The sequence below is a fragment of the Gilliamella bombi genome, from assembly GCF_900103255.1.
In the GTDB taxonomy this organism is placed as follows: Bacteria; Pseudomonadota; Gammaproteobacteria; order Enterobacterales; family Orbaceae; genus Gilliamella; species Gilliamella bombi.
The window spans coordinates 1-18,259 of sequence record NZ_FMWS01000027.1 but is presented as its reverse complement, the minus strand read 5'-3'; the positions used below and the strand labels follow the sequence as shown (position 1 = coordinate 18,259).

The window sequence follows — 18,259 nt, the reverse complement described above, 5'->3', positions numbered from 1 at the left end:
TTTTTTGGCGAGGATCAATAATTAGCCGTAAAGACAAGCAAGCATTGTTGACGTTAGTTGAGCGCAAAACTGGACTCGTACTCATTGGACGCCTTAATCAACGCACCGCCTTTGAAACGAGAGATATGATAATAAAATTGCTAACGCCGTTTAAAAAGATGGTTAAAAGCATCACCATTTGATAATGGGATGGAATTTAATTATCATCATGCGATTGAGCATTATTTAAATACTACCGTATACTTTGCGGAGCCTTATAAAAGCTGGCAAAGAGGCACAAATGAAAACACCAATGGCTTAATACGTCAGTTTATACCAAAGTCAGCGGCCATTTCATTAGTTGACGACGAACAGATAAAGAAAATACAATATCTATTGAACACACGCCCAAGAAAACGGCATAAGTTTAAAAGCCCTGCCTCCTTTTATTCTGAGGAGTTAAGACAAATTGCACTTCATGGTGTAATCTAGGAGTAAACAAATAAAAACTTTAATAAAATTAATTCTAAATCTGAGGTGTTTTTAGTCAAAGCCCACGGGCAAGTAAAATTGCTCACGTGGGTTTATTTCAGTTACGTACAATCTTATTTATATAGATTTATAAAAACAGTTTGTGCAGTGCTTGCGGGGTTAGATGATACTTCTTTTACATAATAAAAGTGCGCACCATTAGCAACTGCATGTTTTTGTGCGGCGGCACTGATTTCTGCTGTATTGTTAAATACACCATGGAAGCTAATAGTACTAAATGGCATCATATGTTTAAATGCTTCGCTACTAATTTCGTAGGCATCTTGACCTGCTATTGCTGTTGTGACGATATAATCCCTAACGGGTGCGTCTTGTTTGTATAAAGCAACTTCGATATTTTCTGCTTGGTTTCTAATATCATCAGATGAAATTGAATCGATATAAAACGCATAGGCATTTTTTTCAGCGGCTAATTTACTTGCAGCTTCGGTAATTTCGGAAGTGTTATTGTAATTACCTTTAAATTTAACAACATCAAATGGTAAATAGTAAAGAGCTTTTGAACGTTCATAAGAAACCACGCCATTATAAATAGTTTCATTTTTCTGTACGGCTATTGGTGCGTTAGATTTGTAAATATTGGCATAAACAATCGCACGATCTGAAGAAGTTCCATTAGCTGGACTTTCCATTGCGGTAATATAGTAATATTTAGCACCTGCTTCATCGGCAGCGCGAGAAATATCTTTAGCAGCATTTTCGGCTTGTAAATAACTTCCAGTTACTGAAATTTCTTTTAATGGTACTAAATGACTACTTTCTTTAGCAGTTAATGGCTCAGCAGCATAAAGACTAGCAACAGGTAATGATAACAATACGGCTAATGCAATAGAGGATTTGGTAAAACGTTTCATAATATATTCCTTCATTTTTGAATTATTAAAATAGAAAATCGTTGTTTAACGCTTATTTTATTTGCAAATACATTTATTGATATTACTTCGAAAGTATTCGAACTGGCAGAGCTCCTGATGTGTTGTCCTTGTCTACTTGTAAAAAGCGTTAAGACATTAATAGTTGTTTTGGTAGGAAAAAATAGTAAAACAACTTGTTATTGTTATAAGACGTTCAGTAATAATCCTCAAGTTCTTTTAATCAAATAGAAGGGTGCCTAGCATTAATTGTTTAAAATGAAATGAATTGTCAAAAAAAGAGTTAATTTGAGCTAATTAAGAATGTTAATATTTTCTAAATTATATTTTTCCTACAGATTATTCTCTAATTCTTTCAATAAAGAATTTAAGGATTTGTGCAGTTAATCCCCAAATAACCCGATTGTGATACTGATAATAATAGACAGAATACTCAGCTCTTTTTTGCCATTTAGGTGATCGGTTTAAAATGATATCAAAAGGGAAATCATCAGAAGGTTTATGCCCGACAAACATTGTTGCACGCTGAGGGGGATTTTGAATAAACCACTCAATAGGAACGGTAAAAATCTGTTCGACTTCATCATGATTTAGTTTCAAATCATCAAGTGAATTGATTGTGCCAACAAATGGATAAATAGCCATACCTAATGTTGCAATTAACTTGGGTAATGCTCCTAAAATTATTATGTGCTTAAAGGGGATACCCAATTCTTCAACTGTTTCACGTTTAGCTGTGTATTCGGGATTGGTATCAGATAATTCCACACGCCCACCAGGAAAGCAAATATCTCCAGGTTGCCATTTTAATTTTCTAGATCTAATTTGAAATAAAAGATGCAATTGATGATCAATATCAATAATCGGCAATAATACTGCAGCTTTATTATCGATAAATTTTGTGTTTTCTTTTTTTTGCAACTGTTTAGCAATATTTTCAATTGTTATCATAATTATTCATTTTATTTAGGGTTTAAATTTTTGTTCTATTTACCTTACACAAATAACATGCTAGATTTAATAGTAGCGTTAAATTAATACGCGTGTTTTATCTAATTGAAGCCATGCAATATTATATCAATAACATAAAAAAAGAGCTTGAAGATCTTGCCAAATTGAAACGTGAGCGTGCTATCATTGGTATGTCTCCTGAATTTCAGCAGGTATTTTTATTACTTCCTGCGCTTTTTCATTATCACACACCTAAATTACCAGGATATATGGAAGGCGATATACCTTCAGGTATTGCTTGCTATCAATTGTCTGATGATGTAAGTAAACGGCTTAAAACTGAATTCGATTTTATTCCATCCACTAACGAAAATAAAATAATTAACATCCCAGCCATATCCGCTTTATATACAATGGGAAGTACCTGTTCTATTGGACAGTCAATTCAATCTGATCTTGATATCTGGATATGCATTGAAAACAATTTAACAGATCAACAAAAAGAAGCCTTACAACAAAAATGCCGTTTGATCGAAGACTGGGCAGCAAATTTGCAAGTCAAATTAACGTTATTTGTGGTAGATGCTGATCGTTTTATTAATAAACATCATGAATGCCTAATGGGCGAAAATTGCGGAACTGCACAGCATATTTTGTTACTTGAGGAGTTTTACCGTTCCGCAAATTTATTAGCTGGCAAATACTTGTTGTGGTTTGCAATACCTTATAATTTCACCGTAAATAACCTTACTTATCCTACTTATGAAAAGTGCGTTCAAGCGATGGTTGATCTTAATTTAATCGAGCGAGAGCAATGGATTGATTTTGGTCCACTAACTGGATTATCAGCTCAAGAGTATTTTGGCGCAAGTTTATGGCAACTTTATAAAAGTATTGATTCACCTTTTAAAGCGGTACTTAAAACCCTGTTATTAGAAGCGTACTCATGGATTTACCCACAAAATAAACCAGTTGCTTATCAAATGAGGGAGCTGATTCAAAAAGGCGAAATTCATAAAGGAATGTATCTTGATTCGTATTACATGCTGTTGGACAGAATCAGTAAATACCTCATTGAAATTAATGATTATGAACGACTTGAATTAATTCGTAATTGCTTTTATTTAAAAGTGAACGAAAAACTTTCTATCCCAATGCAATCGTCGTCATGGCGACGCTCTATTTTAAGTGACCTAGTTAAAAGTTGGGGATGGGATGAGCAACAAATTGCAAAATTAGATTCTTGTCAAACTTGGAAAATAGGGCAAGTCCGAGAAATACACGAAATCTTATTACACACCATGATGTCCGGCTATCGAAATTTACTCAATTTTGGTCGTCGTAATAATTTAGACTCATTAATTAGTCCTCAAGATCTGGCGATATTAACACGAAAGCTCTATGCTGCTTTTGAAGTATTACCGGGAAAGATTACAACTTTAAAGCTCAATATATCTGATAATTTACAAGAAGAAGCATTAACATTTATTCATGTTGCAGAAGATCGTATCAATCGAGCAGGATGGTACGTTTACAATCAAAAACCCATGTTACACTCAATTATTGGCCATCAATATCTTGAATATAGCAAATACTTAGTAAAACTAGTAGGTTGGTGTTATTTTAACGGCTTAATTGCTGATAGCACTCACTTTTATTATCATGATGGTGAAAACAGAAATAATTCGAAAATTAATAAATTGATCGTTGATCTAAAAAATTACTTTCCTATTGATGTGCCAGCAGCAACTGAAGAACAGCTATATGGACCATGCGAAATTCGTCATTTAGCTATTATTTTAAATTTAGAAGATGATCCGACCGCTAACATTGAATTAGACGATGAAGTGACCAATAGTGTACTTAATTATGGTAAAAATGAGCTAAGTTTAGTGGGATCAATTGATCTTCTTTATCGCAATTCGTGGAACGAAATTCGTGTTCTCCATTTCAGCGGTGCACTATCAGTGCTTCAGGCGATTAAGGAATTACTAAATCGAATGCATAAAGATGCTGATTTGCCTAATTTGCTAGAAATATTTTGTTATAGCGAGTACCAGAGTGATGAAATCAAACAACAAATGAAAAAGTTAATGGATGAATGTATCGATTTACGTTTAACTACCACTCAAAATAACTCAACGCAAGTAAAACCATTAAGGATCGGTGGAGCTTCATGGTATCTATTTTTTGAGCGATTAGGGGTATCATGTCATCAATTTGAAAATGCGATTGATTTTTATGGTGCAGTATCAAATAACAAAATACAAGGTAGGCCACTAAACATTTTAGACGAAACAAATGAACTACCAAAAGAAATTGATAGCGTCGCTTATGCAGGGATCATACAATTCTTTTTTGAAAATACTGATTCAGGTTTTGATCTTTACATTCTAAATGAACATAACCAAGTTGAAATATACCGTAATTGCAACGGTTCAATAGATAATATGGTTAAAGATATTAACGAATTTTATATCTTATCTGACGATCGCTTTTCATTTACTACCAGTAGCTCAGTTAATTTTAATCTACCTCAATTTTATCAAATTACTTATAATGAGCATGATGAAAGACAGATTATCCCGCTTAATTAAAAGATCGGCAAACGATCTAACTTGGATGTAATCATGTCAAAAAGTTTCAGGTAACTATGTGTTTTAGTATAAAAATAATAAAAGTTTACAATTAATAAGTAAAATAATTAAATTTCTATTAAAATAATGGGAACTTTTTTCTAATTTAAGAATCTAACTGTATGTCTGCACAACTTTGGGCCGATTGACAGTTATTAACAAAATAAGGAAAGGCCTTTAATGGGGGAGCAAGTAACAGACCAAGTATTAGTAGATCGCGTTCTTAATGGAGACAAAAACGCATTTAATTTACTTGTTGTTCGTTATCAAAACAAACTGGCTCATTTGGTTTCTCGTTATGTATTAGCGTCCGAAGTTCCTGATGTTGTGCAAGAGACTTTTATTAAGGCATATCGATCATTAAGTCTTTTTAAAGGTGAAAGTGTTTTTTACACATGGCTGTATCGAATTGCAGTCAATACAGCAAAGAACTACTTAACGTCTCAAGGACGACGGCCACCATCATCAGATATAGATGCTAGTGAAGCTGAAAGTTACGAAGGTGCAGATTCATTAAGAGATCTTGATAATCCTGAAAATTTAGCGCTTTCAGACGAAGTAAAAAAAACAGTATTTGCAACGATCGAAGCATTACCTGATGATTTAAAAACAGCAATTACATTGCGCGAAATCGAAGGGTTAAGCTACGAAGAAATTGCTCAAATCATGGATGTACCAGTTGGCACAGTGAGATCCCGTATTTTTAGAGCTCGTGATGCAATTGATGAAAAAATTAAACCATTACTCAGTTAATGGCTACAAACAAATGAATAAAGAGTAGTCATAAATTTAAGGTATTTACTATGCAAATAGAACAGAAAGAGCAACTTTCATTACTTATGGATGGTGAGTTTACAAACGACCATATTGTTGATGAAGTATTAAATGATGAAAGTTTGCAATCATGCTGGCATCGTTACCATATTATCAGAGATACAATGCGAGGTGAATTACACAGTAATTCATTAAATCATAGTAGTTCACTAAATTTAGATATCTCTAGCCAAATTGCACAAGCGATAGCAACTGAAGATTTATACAATCAACCAATTGATCAACCTAATATTGACACAACCTCGCTACCAAAAGCTGAAAACCTAATTTGGATTCACGTTAAGGACTTTATAGGCAAAGTAAGCCAAGTTGGGCTTGCAGCTTGTGTCACTCTTGGAATTATTGCAGGTGTACAATATAATCAAGGACAAACAGATAGTACCAGTGCAAGCCCTACACTAAATACAGTACCAGTTGGTGTAAGTGTGGCTCCTGTAGGTGGCATTCATCAACAAAACGATCAGCAATTACTTGAAAAACGACAATACGACAAAATTAGATTGCTTGTACAAGATTATGAATTGCAAAAAAGATTAAATGCACACTAATTTTAAATGAAATCATCAAATTATTTTATCAAATATTTTATAAAACAGAGCCGAAAAATAATATTCGCTCTGTTTTTTGCATTTTTTTCAGTATCGATTTATGCCAACGATACAGAGAATGCCTTTGCGTTATTAAACAAAATGAATCACGCTGTACAAACGCAAGATTACCGTATTTACTTCGTATCTCAAGATAAAAATCAATATGTAACCACATTCGAATATAGCCATATAGGTGCGCCTGTAAAAGAAGATATTAATGCTTACTTGCGCTATCTGGAAGGTCCTGATAAAGAGATCATCTTACATAAAGGCATAACCAGTTACTTTCAGCCTAATAGTTCATCATTTTCTATCACTAGCTCACGAATTATCGAAGCTTACCCCGATGTTGTTTATAATAATTTTAATGACCTTAAAGAGGTTTACGATTTTATTTTTTTAGGCAAAGCAAGAACAGCTAATCGAAGCGCAAAATTAGTTAAAATCATAGCTAAAGAACAGGACCGTTATAGCTATGTAATTTGGATTGATGATGAAACCAGTTTACCAATTAGGATCGATTTATTAGATCAAAATAGCGACATCATTAATCAGATAAAAGTAATCCAACTAGATAAAAATTTTGATAAGAAAGAACAGCTAGATTATATCGCCAGTCGAACTTACCCAATCTTATTATCGATTGAAAAACAAAATAATGCTTTTGACCAATGGCGACTAGCTTGGTTACCTAAAGGATTTAAAGAAGTGGCTGCTTATAATTTGAATTTTTATAGTTCTGACATCGCGACTAAATTGTTTTCGGATGGCGTATTTTCGTTTACGGTCAATATCTCATCTGAACAAGCTAAACAAGCTAATCAAATTATTCAACAAGGTGGAAGGACTATTTATTCAACCAACTTAGGTCACAAAAACATTATCATCATAGGTAATTTACCTCGTACTACTATTGAACGTATTGCACAAAATATTGTTCAGAAATAAGTGCAAACTACTTAATAACGCTATGCTTGGTAGCGATAAAAGTGTAAAATATTTCACTTTCTGACTATGTAATTATTAGCAATATTGGTCATAACCAAAAGGCATTTTAGATAGTTAACCGTTAATAACCAAGATACTAATTATAATTTATTAATATGAATAAAAATATCCGCAATTTTTCAATTATTGCTCATATTGACCATGGTAAATCAACGCTTTCAGACCGCATAATACAAATTTGTGGTGGGCTTTCAGATCGTGAAATGGAAGCTCAAGTACTTGATTCAATGGATCTTGAGCGTGAACGTGGCATCACGATCAAAGCACAAAGTGTAACCCTTGATTATCATGCTAAAAATGGCGAAACATATCAGCTCAATTTTATTGACACACCAGGTCATGTTGACTTTTCTTATGAAGTGTCGCGCTCGCTAGCTGCTTGTGAAGGGGCGTTATTAGTTGTAGATGCGGGACAAGGTGTTGAAGCTCAAACACTGGCAAACTGCTACACTGCGTTAGATATGGATCTTGAAGTTGTCCCTGTTCTAAACAAAATTGACTTACCTGCGGCTGAACCAGAGCGCGTTGCAGCCGAAATCGAAGATATTGTAGGTATTGATGCTAGCAATGCAGTGCGTTGCTCGGCAAAAACTGGCGTTGGTGTTATTGATGTACTTGAGCAATTGGTCAGCGATATTCCACCACCAGAAGGTGACTCGACAGCACCATTGCAAGCACTTATTATCGATTCATGGTTTGATAATTATTTAGGTGTAGTTTCATTAATTCGCATTAAAAATGGCGAATTAAACAAAGGTGATAAGATCAAAGTAATGAGTACCGGTATGACTTATAACGTTGATCGACTTGGCATTTTTACCCCTAAGCAAATTGACAAACAATGCCTGCATTGTGGTGAAGTGGGTTGGGTTGTTTGTGCGATCAAAGATATACTAGGCGCGCCAGTGGGCGACACCTTAACTTTAGCAAAAGCACCTGCGCAAAATCCATTACCTGGTTTCAAAAAGGTCAAACCACAAGTTTATGCTGGATTATTCCCAACCAGTTCTGACGATTACGAAGCTTTTCGTGATGCCCTTGGCAAATTAAGCCTAAATGATGCCTCGTTGTTTTATGAGCCAGAAAATTCTGGAGCTTTAGGATTTGGATTCCGTTGTGGTTTCCTTGGCTTATTACACATGGAAATCATTCAAGAACGACTAGAGCGTGAATATAACCTTGATTTGATAACCACTGCACCGACGGTTGTTTATGAAGTACTAACTACATCAAATGACATTATCTACGTTGATAGCCCTGCCAAGTTACCAGCAGTAAATAACATTCAAGAATTACGCGAACCAATAGCAGAATGTAACATATTAGTTCCGCAAACTTATTTAGGCAACGTCATCACACTTTGTGTTGAAAAACGTGGTGTGCAAACCAATATGGTTTATCATGGCAATCAAGTTGCTTTAACGTACGAAATCCCAATGACCGAAGTTGTATTAGACTTTTTTGACAAACTAAAATCGACTTCGCGTGGGTATGCATCATTAGATTACAGTTTTAAACGATTCCAAGCTGCCGACATGGTAAGGTTAGATGTATTAATTAATGGTGAACGTGTTGACGCATTAGCCTTAATTACCCACAAAGACAATGCACCATATCGTGGACGAGAATTAGTTGAAAAAATGAAAGATCTTATTCCTCGTCAACTATTTGATATTGCCATACAAGCGACTATCGGTAATCATGTCATAGCAAGATCAACGGTCAAACAACTACGCAAAAATGTATTAGCCAAATGTTATGGTGGCGATGTGAGTCGTAAAAAGAAACTTTTACAGAAGCAAAAAGAAGGTAAAAAGCGCATGAAACAAATAGGTAATGTCGAATTACCGCAAGAAGCTTTTTTAGCCATTTTGCATGTAGGAAAAGATTAACTAATTAAAAACAAATCAATAAAAAGATTTATTTAAAGAGGGAAAAAAATGGCTGGAACATTTGCCATCATATTAGCACTAGCAACACTCATTACTGGTATCTTTTGGTTTTTAGAAAAATTCAAATGGAAACCAGCAAGACAACGTAAAGTTGAAGAAATCCGTACCCAAAGCAATGGCGAAGTTGATGGAAAGATACTTGCTCAAGTGGGTAAACCCAAAGGTTGGGTTGAAAATTTGGCATCGTTTTTTCCGGTATTGTTTGTCGTGTTTGTTATTCGTTCATTCATCTATGAACCGTTTCAAATTCCATCAGGATCAATGATGCAAACATTACTAATTGGCGACTTTATTGCGGTTGAAAAATTTTCTTATGGTGTGCGTGATCCTATTACTAACACCGTCATTATTCCGACAGGACAACCAAAACGTGGTGATGTTGCCGTATTTAAACACCCAAATGTGCCTCAAATGGATCTTATAAAGCGGGTTGTCGGCTTGCCAGGTGACAAAATCGTCTATTTAGTAAAAGAAAAGCAAATCTTAATCTATCCTGCTTGCCAAGCAACAGATGCAAATTGCGAAGGGCAACAATCACAGCCGCTCAATTTGCATTACAGCGAACCAAGGCCAAGTAACTGGAAAGAGGTGCATGAACAGTTCAAATCAAACTTTTACACGCTAGAACAATATGCGGATAAAGGTATTGTTGATTCTCAGTCTATCATGACATTAAATATGAATATTCAACAAGAAACTCTTGGTGACACACCGCATGATATTCTAACCACTCAAGGTTCACAAGAAAATCCTAGCTATTTTTATCATCAGGATGGACAACCGATAGCCACTTGGGTTGTACCACAAGGTCATTACTTTATGATGGGTGACAACCGTGACAACAGCGGTGACAGTCGATACTTTGGCTTTGTACCCGAAGGTAATTTTGTGGGTAAAGCAACTGCGATTTGGATCAGCTTTGAAAAACAACCAAACGAATGGCCAACAGGAATCCGCTTTAGTCGTATTGGCGGTATACACTAATAGCTATAATTATGAAAAAATTTAGTCAAATTCAACAATCAATCGGCTATATGTTTCAAGATACATCCCTACTTGAATTAGCCCTTACTCATCGAAGTGCTAATAAATTGCATAACGAGCGTTTAGAGTTTTTAGGGGATTCTATTTTAAGTCTTGTCATAGCCGATGAACTTTATCACCGTTTTTCCAAACAAGATGAAGGCGATCTAAGCCAAATGCGCGCAACACTTGTTTGCGGGCAAACACTTGCCGAAATTGGTAAGGATTTTAAATTGGGCGATCACCTTATTTTAGGACAAGGTGAACTCAAAAGTGGTGGTTTTCGTCGCGAATCGATTATTTCTGATGCTGTAGAAGCCATAATTGGTGCCATTTATCTAGATAGCAACCTCGATACAGTTCGTTCACTAATCTTATCATGGTACCAAAGCCGCTTGACTCAAATTCAACCTGGTATTAAACAAAAAGATGCCAAAACAAGATTACAAGAATACTTACAAGGAATTCATCGTCCGCGCCCATGTTATTTAATTCTTGAAGTAACTGGCGATAACCACGAACAAGAATTCTTAATTCAATGCAAAATTGACAATGATAGCCATGAATATTTAGGTCGTGGCTTAAGTCGCCGAAAAGCAGAACAAGCTGCCGCACAAGAAGCACTCAACCAATTAGGTATAAAATGACAGAAACAACACAACATTGTGGATTTGTCGCCATTGTCGGGCGACCAAATGTAGGTAAATCAACGCTACTAAACCAATTGCTTGGTCAAAAAATTTCGATTACATCACGCAAAGCGCAAACGACCCGTCACCGAATTGTGGGTATTGACACGCAGGATAATGACCAAATTATCTATATCGATACTCCCGGACTTCATATTGAAGAAAAAAGAGCCATAAACCGCTTAATGAATCGTGCTGCAAGCAGCTCAATAGGGGATGTTGAACTCGTTATTTTTGTGGTTGAAGGCACACATTGGAATGACGACGACGAAATGGTCGCCAACAAACTCAAAGATTGCAAAAGCCCAGTTCTGTTAGTAATTAATAAAATTGACAACGTCACCGACAAAACACAATTATTACCGCATATTCAAGCGATAAGCCAAAAAATTAACTTCCTTGATGTTGTGCCAATTAGCGCTGAAAAAGGAGAAGGTGTAGATATTATAAAAGATATCGTCAAAAAACACTTACCAGAAGGTGAACACCATTTCCCTGAAGATTACATTACCGACCGCTCGCAACGCTTTATGGCATCAGAAATTATCCGTGAAAAACTTATGCGTTTTTTAGGTGATGAATTACCTTATTCAGTAACGGTTGAAATTGAACAATTTAAAGTTGACGAACGTAATGGAATGTACCGCATTAACGGATTAATCTTAGTTGAACGTGAAGGACAAAAGAAAATGGTCATCGGCAACAAAGGTGAAAAAATCAAAAAAATTGGTATTGAAGCGCGCAAAGACATGCAATCATTTTTCGACAACAAAGTCCATCTAGAGCTTTGGGTAAAAGTCAAAGCAGGCTGGGCTGATGATGAACGAGCGTTGCGTAGTTTGGGTTATAGTGATGATTAAAGATCTTACTTGATTTTAGTTATTCATCAGGCATAAATATGCCTGATTTTTTAATTTTATTTCCCTCTTTTCGATGTTGTAAACAAAAGACTTAAGAATATTTATTTATCGCATTGAAAACTGGTACTAATTAGTGTAGCCGATCCACGCCCTAGTAATTATATTATTTTATAGACGATAATATATTCGATGAATGTGCTATTTTACTATTACCATTTTAAATTTTCAGCCATCAAAATTAATTTATGAGGGGGGATGTGATATGCCATATAAAACACGTGAAGATTTACCTGATTCAGTACGCCATGTCTTGCCTGAACATGCGCAAGATATTTTTAAAGAAGCATTTAATAGTGCAATTAAGGAATATCAAGATCCGCATAAACGGCGTGATAACAGTGCACCAGAAACGATTGCTTTTAAAGTAGCTTGGGCTGCTGTCGAAAAGGTTTATCACAAAGGTGAAGATGGTAAATGGGTAGCTAAATAGATATTTAAATGGTTTAAGTTGAGCAACACAGCTTAATATTTTGAAAAATTTATTTTTTGTATATTTATTTAGGAGATATATATATGTATATTTGTACACTTACTTATGTGAAGCCCATTACCGAAGTAGAAAAATATTTGTCACAGCATATTGATTATCTTGAGGACTATTACCGAACGGGACATTTTATTGCATCAGGTCCAAAAGTCCCTCGTACAGGTGGTGTGATTATTTGTCGTGCTGAGAATAAAGAGCAAGCGCTAGCAATATTGCAAAAAGATCCGTTTTATATTCATCACATTGCTCAATATGAGATTATCGAGTTTGTGCCATCAAAATATACTGATGGGTTTGAAGAATTTATTTAAAAGTTAACTTCAAATATTTAAAATTTATCATTCATTTTGTGATATTTATCGCATTTCGGTAAATATCACAAAAAACTGCACATTTCATTAATCACCTTTCCTACCCAAATATACTTATATTTTTCCTGATCAATACGGAAAAAGTTGGTTAGTAATTCTATTTTTTTCCTTTTATACTAAATTTGAATTATCAATAAACACAGGTACTTAATTATGAAGAATAGAGGTTTACCAAAAGATTTTTTGTGGGGTGGTGCTGTTGCTGCTCATCAATTAGAAGGTGCTTGGCAAGTTGGTGGAAAAGGAATAAGTGTCGCTGATGTGATGACTGTTGGTTCACCAAAAAGTTATCGTAAAATTACTGAAGGTGTTATTGAAGGTGAATATTATCCTAATCATGAAGCTATCGATTTTTATCATCATTATAAAGATGATATTAAGTTATTTGCTGAAATGGGTTTTAAATGTTTTCGTACTTCTATTGCTTGGACTCGTATCTTTCCAAAAGGTGATGAACTTGCACCAAATGAAGATGGGTTAAAATTTTATGATGATCTTTTTGATGAATGCTTAAAATACAATATTGAGCCAGTTGTTACACTTTCTCATTTTGAATTACCTTATTACCTTGTTACTGAGTATGGTGGATTCCGTAATCGTAAATTAATTGATTTTTTTGTCCGTTTTGCTGAGGTATGTTTTGATCGCTATAAGAATAAAGTCAAATATTGGATGACTTTTAACGAAATCAATAATCAAGCTAACTTTAATGAAGATTTTGCACCGTTTACTAACTCAGGTATTTTCTATAAACAAAGCGACGATCGCGAGCAGATTATGTATCAAGCTGCACATTATGAATTAGTTGCTAGTGCTAAAGCGGTACAAATTGGTCATGCTATTAATCCTGATTTTGAAATAGGCTGTATGTTGGCGATGATCCCTATCTATCCAGAGACTTGTAAACCAGGTGATATTCTAATGGCACAAAAGGCGATGGAGCGTAAATATTTTTTTGGTGATGTTCATGTCCATGGTCAGTATCCAAACCATATTAAAAATTATTGGCAACGTAAAGATTTTAAACTTGATATCACCAATCAAGATCTTGAGATCTTGAAAAATGGAACAGTTGATTACATTGGCTTTAGCTATTACATGTCTAATGCAATTAGGAAAAAAGAAGATAATGAAAGCTATGAATATAACGAAAAAACCGATCTGATCGGCAATCAATATGTTAAAAAATCAGATTGGGGTTGGCAAATCGATCCTGAGGGACTTCGTTATACACTTAATTGGTTAACTGATATGTATCGTTTACCGCTTTTCATAGTTGAAAATGGTTTTGGCGCCTACGATAAAGTCGAAGCTGATGGTAGCGTGCACGATGCTTACCGTATTGATTATCTGCGTGAACATATTAAACAAATGAAACTTGCTGTTGAAGAAGATGGGGTTGATTTGATGGGATACACTCCTTGGGGATGTATTGATCTTGTTTCAGCAGGGACAGGTGAAATGGAAAAACGTTATGGATTTATCTATGTTGATAAAGATAACGAAGGTAACGGTTCACTAAAACGTAGTCGCAAATCCTCGTTCACATGGTTTAAAAAAGTCATTGAGTCTAATGGCGAAGTCTTATAAAGCATAACTATTTCTAGGGGAATTTATGAAAAAAGCATTAATCATTTGTGCGGCAGGTATGTCATCATCATTAATGGCTAAAAAAGTAACAGAATATTTTGCTAGCAAAGATAAAACAATTTTGGTTGATGCAGTCTCGGCAACCGAAGGCGGAAATATGATTCAAAATAGTGATTTTTCACTCTTTTTAATTAGCCCGCAAACTATGATGATGCTTGATAAATTTAAAAAATTAGGGGAAGAAGTCGGTAAGCCTGTTGTGAGTATTCCTTTTCAGGCTTATATACCCGTTCAATCAGGCATTGAACAATTGGCTAAGTTAGTAGAGGAGAATATAAACTAATTTAAATCAATATATATCGGCTTTAGCGATATGATTTGGCGTTGTGAATAGATTAATAAAATAGCAGCGCCTTACTATCTTACGTTGGTGTGTGGTGTACTTATGTAATAGTTAAAAGTATTCACTATATTATTAATAATATGGTTTTAGTTGACACAGGTATGGATGATAGTGATTAAAAATAAACAGCGTGACCTTATTAGTTTATTGGTTCGTTCTAAAAATCTATTCAAAAGCAGTGCATTACTAGCAAATGAGTTAGCATTATCAGATCGTACTGTTCGCACTTATCTTAATGATTTGAAATCGTTAATTGAAAGTCACGGTGGATCTATTATTAGTAAACAAGGTTATGGTTACAAATTACAAATTAAAGATAGAACAGCTTTCAATTTATTTTTAATTGAGCATCATTTATTAGATCGCAATGTAGAACAAGCAAATTGTCGAGAAGTATGTCAGAGAAAACACCATATTCTTAATTTATTATTATTAGAAAGCCAAAAAATCGATATAGAAGAATTAGCTGAACAATTATTTATTAGCTCTTCTCAACTAAATAAAGATATTTTAGAAATCAAACACCAACTCCAACCTTATGGGCTTACTATTAGAAAAAGTCAATCTCTGTTTTATGTTGAAGGTGAGGAAAAAGCAAAACGACATTTTATTTTGAGCTATTTTTTTCATGAAGAATCGATTAATTTTCTGCAGCATCTAACTTATTTAAACAAGTTCAATGATGTAATTGGCTTAGATACGTTAACCATTATTATTTTAGATGAGTGTCGTGAGGCAAAAATAAAATTATCTGATGTAATGATACAAAACATCGTCTTGCATTTATCATTAAGCATCAAACGGTTACAGTTAGGGCTTTCTATTCAAAATCTTGATATGCCACAATCTACTAAAAAGAAATTGGAATATCAAGTCGCTAAAAAAATCATCAATAGAGTAGAAAAAGTGATTGGTTTTTGTTTTCCTAAAGAAGAACAAATGTATTTAACATTGCATTTGATTAGTAAATCAAATTTTATTCAAAATGATTTTAACTCCGAGCTGTATTTATCTTTGACTAATTTATTATTTAGATTACAGCAAGAAACTGGATATTTATTTTTAAACGATGAGCAATTGAAAAACGGAATTATTCAGCATCTAAAACCGATGATTGTCCGCTTAGAACAGCATATAAAATTGAAAAACCCATTGCTTGATGAAATTAAAACAAACTCTCCAGAATTGTTTGAGTTAGTTAAAAAATACCTTAACCAGCTTCCTGAACTTAAAAAATTTACGATTCCTGATGATGAATGGGGTTATTTGACTTTGCACTTTTTAGCTTCGATAGAAAAGTTAAAAAATGAACAAAAGGCTAAAGTGTTAATTATTTGTGCAACTGGGCAGGGTAGTGCTCAACTACTAAAAAATCGCGTTGAATGCGAGTTTAATGAAAGAATCAAAATCGTTGCAACGCAAGGCTATTATGAAATTGAACCCAAAGTATTGGATAAGGTTGATTTTATTATCTCGTCAGTTGATCTATCATCAAAAGTATTTAAAGTCCCTGTTTTTCACGTCTCTGTATTTTTTACAGAAGATGATATACAAAAAATTCGTCGTCATTTATCGTCACCAATTATGCTTATCTCGGCACATACAGAGCCAATATCAACATTTGCATCATCAAATACTTTAGATCATCTTAGTAATGTTGAACAAATGGTAGATGAACTATCCGCTGATTATTTCTACCAATGCAGTGGTACCCAAAGTAAAGAACAAGTTTTAGATGGTTTGCTTGATCTTTTAGTACTAAATGAAGATAACAATTATAAGCAAAAGATGATAGCACAAATGGAAAATCGTATGCTATTAGGTGATATTTTCTTTAGCCCAACTATCGTAGTACCACATCCAGCAATGCCTGTGGGAAAATTGTCTAAAATTGGTATTGCAATTATTCCTGATGGATTATTTTGGGATCACAATTATCCAAAAATTCACTTTATCTTTATGATTTCACCATCTATTTATCAAAACCCGACTTTATCAATGATGACAAAAGCTATTGTCAAATTGATTGACGATTTAGAAATGCAAACAAAACTGTTAAAAACACAAAACTTTAACCAATTTAAACGACTTTTTATCCAACTTATTGAAAAAGAGGTATAGCAATGAATAAAGAAATGAGCTCAGAGGATATTCAACTTATTGCTTTTAATATTATTTTGTATAGTGGTAATGCTAAAACTAAAATCCACGAGGCTTTTAAGACGATGAGACAAGCTGATTTTATTGGCGCAAATCAGCTTCTTGAAGAAGCGAATAAAGAAATCTTACAAGCACACCATTCCCAAACAGAACTACTGCAAAATTATGCCAAAGGTACCAAAATCACAATGGAAATTATTATGGTACATGCACAAGATCACTTAATGACAACCATGAGCTTTCGAGAAATGGCAATTGAAATGTTACATCTATATGAAAAACATCATGAGTTAGAAATAAAACTAAAAAGCTAAATAAGGAGTGGCATAATGACAGAAGATCTAACAATGCATAAAAAAATCAGCCTAACTAATCTCTATTTTAATCGATTTTTAGTGATTCGCTATACCACTGCATTTTTTTTATTTTTGAATCTTTATTGGGCAACCTTTCTAATAGGTTCATTGTCAATAGTCGCTATTTTACCGCTTACTCTTTTTGTTTTGGGAATACTTACCACATGGGAACAAATTAAGCTTTATCGTAATCATTGCAACAAATTGCCTTATGCAAGATTATTTTATCGTACTTTAGCAATAGTCTTTACGGCACTCATTATTACTCTCTATACCCCTTTGTATCAAATTTTCTATCCATTTTTAAAACAGACGCAAGATACATTACATGTATTGGCGATATTACAGGTATTGAGTTTAATTATTACGTTTTTAATGCTTAAAAAGCTAAATAATATTCAACATAATCGGGATCAGCATTTTAAAAGAATCCAAGCTTACGAAAAATTTATTAATTAAAAGAGGACAATAAAATGAATACGGGATTTGTTATTTTGCAGAAATATCTGATGACGCCCATGGCTAAAATATCGCAATTTAAAATTGTTCGAGCAGTAATGGCTGCGGGGATGGCGTCTGTACCTTTTTCTATTGTAGGTTCAATGTTTTTAGTATTTAACACATTGCCAATGACATTTACGGGATTAGAAGTTTTTTTTGAAAATACTTTTTTTAGAGTGAGTGATCTTTGGATCGGCTACACTAAATCATACAACTTTTTTAAGGGGTAAGGTAAACTTATCACAACTAAAAAAGGAACAAATATGAATAAGATTAAACGCAAAAGACGAACATTCACAGATGATTTTAAACAGCAAATGGTCAGTCTTTATCAACATGGTAAATCACGTAGTGAAATCGTTGCCGAATATGATTTGACACCATC

Annotated in this window: 19 protein-coding genes and 2 pseudogenes; 19 read left to right on the top strand and 2 right to left on the bottom strand. The window is 34.2% G+C overall.

From position 1 onward, the window contains the following. Positions 1–182 (top strand): annotated as a pseudogene (locus B9N71_RS12990) (IS30 family transposase); the annotation flags it as partial. A gap of 7 nt (positions 183–189) precedes the next feature. Beyond that, entirely contained in the window at positions 190–471 is a 282-nt protein-coding gene (locus tag B9N71_RS06265) for an IS30 family transposase (RefSeq protein WP_085164873.1), read from the top strand. 113 nt (positions 472–584) lie between these two features. Here the strand turns inward: B9N71_RS06265 and B9N71_RS06260 are convergent, their stop codons facing one another. Further along, on the bottom strand, positions 585–1,385 hold the full coding sequence (locus B9N71_RS06260; protein WP_167370066.1) for a YdgH/BhsA/McbA-like domain containing protein: 801 nt from the start codon (positions 1,383–1,385) through the stop codon (positions 585–587). Positions 1,386–1,742: 357 nt separating this feature from the next. Further along, positions 1,743–2,354, bottom strand: a complete 612-nt coding sequence (locus B9N71_RS06255) for an NUDIX hydrolase (RefSeq protein WP_085164869.1) — start codon at positions 2,352–2,354, stop codon at positions 1,743–1,745. A gap of 113 nt (positions 2,355–2,467) precedes the next feature. Here B9N71_RS06255 and B9N71_RS06250 point away from each other — a divergent pair, with 113 nt between their 5' ends. From B9N71_RS06250 to B9N71_RS12795, 17 genes and pseudogenes are all read left to right on the top strand, one after another. After that, positions 2,468–4,951 carry a class I adenylate cyclase gene (locus B9N71_RS06250; protein ID WP_085164867.1) on the top strand — a complete coding sequence of 828 codons (2,484 nt, stop codon included), beginning with the start codon at positions 2,468–2,470 and terminating at the stop codon, positions 4,949–4,951. Positions 4,952–5,170: 219 nt separating this feature from the next. Next, a complete protein-coding gene (gene rpoE, locus B9N71_RS06245) occupies positions 5,171–5,743 on the top strand; it encodes an RNA polymerase sigma factor RpoE (protein ID WP_034909980.1) in 573 nt (190 codons plus the stop codon). A 50-nt stretch (positions 5,744–5,793) separates the two neighbouring features. Then, positions 5,794–6,372: an RseA family anti-sigma factor gene (locus tag B9N71_RS06240; RefSeq protein WP_085164865.1), complete on the top strand. Its 579-nt coding sequence runs from the start codon at positions 5,794–5,796 to the stop codon at positions 6,370–6,372. Positions 6,373–6,378: 6 nt separating this feature from the next. Further along, entirely contained in the window at positions 6,379–7,362 is a 984-nt protein-coding gene (locus B9N71_RS06235; RefSeq protein ID WP_085164863.1) for a MucB/RseB C-terminal domain-containing protein, read from the top strand. Between the two features lie 155 nt (positions 7,363–7,517). Next, complete coding sequence (gene lepA / locus B9N71_RS06230) at positions 7,518–9,314, top strand: translation elongation factor 4 (RefSeq protein WP_085164861.1); 1,797 nt, start codon at positions 7,518–7,520, stop codon at positions 9,312–9,314. Positions 9,315–9,362: 48 nt separating this feature from the next. Next, entirely contained in the window at positions 9,363–10,358 is a 996-nt protein-coding gene (lepB, locus tag B9N71_RS06225; RefSeq protein WP_085164859.1) for a signal peptidase I, read from the top strand. Positions 10,359–10,366: 8 nt separating this feature from the next. Beyond that, the gene (gene rnc, locus B9N71_RS06220) at positions 10,367–11,044 is read left to right on the top strand and encodes a ribonuclease III (RefSeq protein ID WP_370738304.1); all 678 of its coding nucleotides are present in this window, start codon (positions 10,367–10,369) and stop codon (positions 11,042–11,044) included. Next, entirely contained in the window at positions 11,041–11,946 is a 906-nt protein-coding gene (era, locus tag B9N71_RS06215; protein WP_085164856.1) for a GTPase Era, read from the top strand. Before rnc ends, era begins: the two co-directional genes overlap by 4 nt. 262 nt (positions 11,947–12,208) lie before the next feature. Beyond that, positions 12,209–12,436 carry a ChaB family protein gene (locus B9N71_RS06210; RefSeq protein WP_065590864.1) on the top strand — a complete coding sequence of 76 codons (228 nt, stop codon included), beginning with the start codon at positions 12,209–12,211 and terminating at the stop codon, positions 12,434–12,436. Between the two features lie 83 nt (positions 12,437–12,519). Continuing rightward, a complete protein-coding gene (locus tag B9N71_RS06205) occupies positions 12,520–12,804 on the top strand; it encodes a YciI family protein (RefSeq protein ID WP_085164854.1) in 285 nt (94 codons plus the stop codon). 213 nt (positions 12,805–13,017) lie between these two features. After that, complete coding sequence (locus tag B9N71_RS06200) at positions 13,018–14,454, top strand: 6-phospho-beta-glucosidase (RefSeq protein WP_085164852.1); 1,437 nt, start codon at positions 13,018–13,020, stop codon at positions 14,452–14,454. A gap of 25 nt (positions 14,455–14,479) precedes the next feature. Beyond that, on the top strand, positions 14,480–14,797 hold the full coding sequence (locus B9N71_RS06195; protein WP_065590867.1) for a PTS cellobiose transporter subunit IIB: 318 nt from the start codon (positions 14,480–14,482) through the stop codon (positions 14,795–14,797). A 171-nt stretch (positions 14,798–14,968) separates the two neighbouring features. Continuing rightward, positions 14,969–16,978: a BglG family transcription antiterminator gene (locus tag B9N71_RS06190; protein ID WP_085164874.1), complete on the top strand. Its 2,010-nt coding sequence runs from the start codon at positions 14,969–14,971 to the stop codon at positions 16,976–16,978. Between the two features lie 14 nt (positions 16,979–16,992). Next, on the top strand, positions 16,993–17,331 hold the full coding sequence (locus B9N71_RS06185; protein WP_065590884.1) for a PTS cellobiose transporter subunit IIA: 339 nt from the start codon (positions 16,993–16,995) through the stop codon (positions 17,329–17,331). 15 nt (positions 17,332–17,346) lie between these two features. Further along, positions 17,347–17,832, top strand: coding sequence for a hypothetical protein (locus tag B9N71_RS06180; protein ID WP_085164851.1), 486 nt, complete (start codon positions 17,347–17,349; stop codon positions 17,830–17,832). Positions 17,833–17,846: 14 nt separating this feature from the next. Continuing rightward, a pseudogene (celB, locus tag B9N71_RS06175) lies at positions 17,847–18,068 on the top strand (PTS cellobiose transporter subunit IIC); the annotation flags it as partial. A 69-nt stretch (positions 18,069–18,137) separates the two neighbouring features. Further along, the coding region (locus B9N71_RS12795) for a transposase (protein WP_143422065.1) at positions 18,138–18,259 on the top strand (122 nt) is incomplete at its 3' end.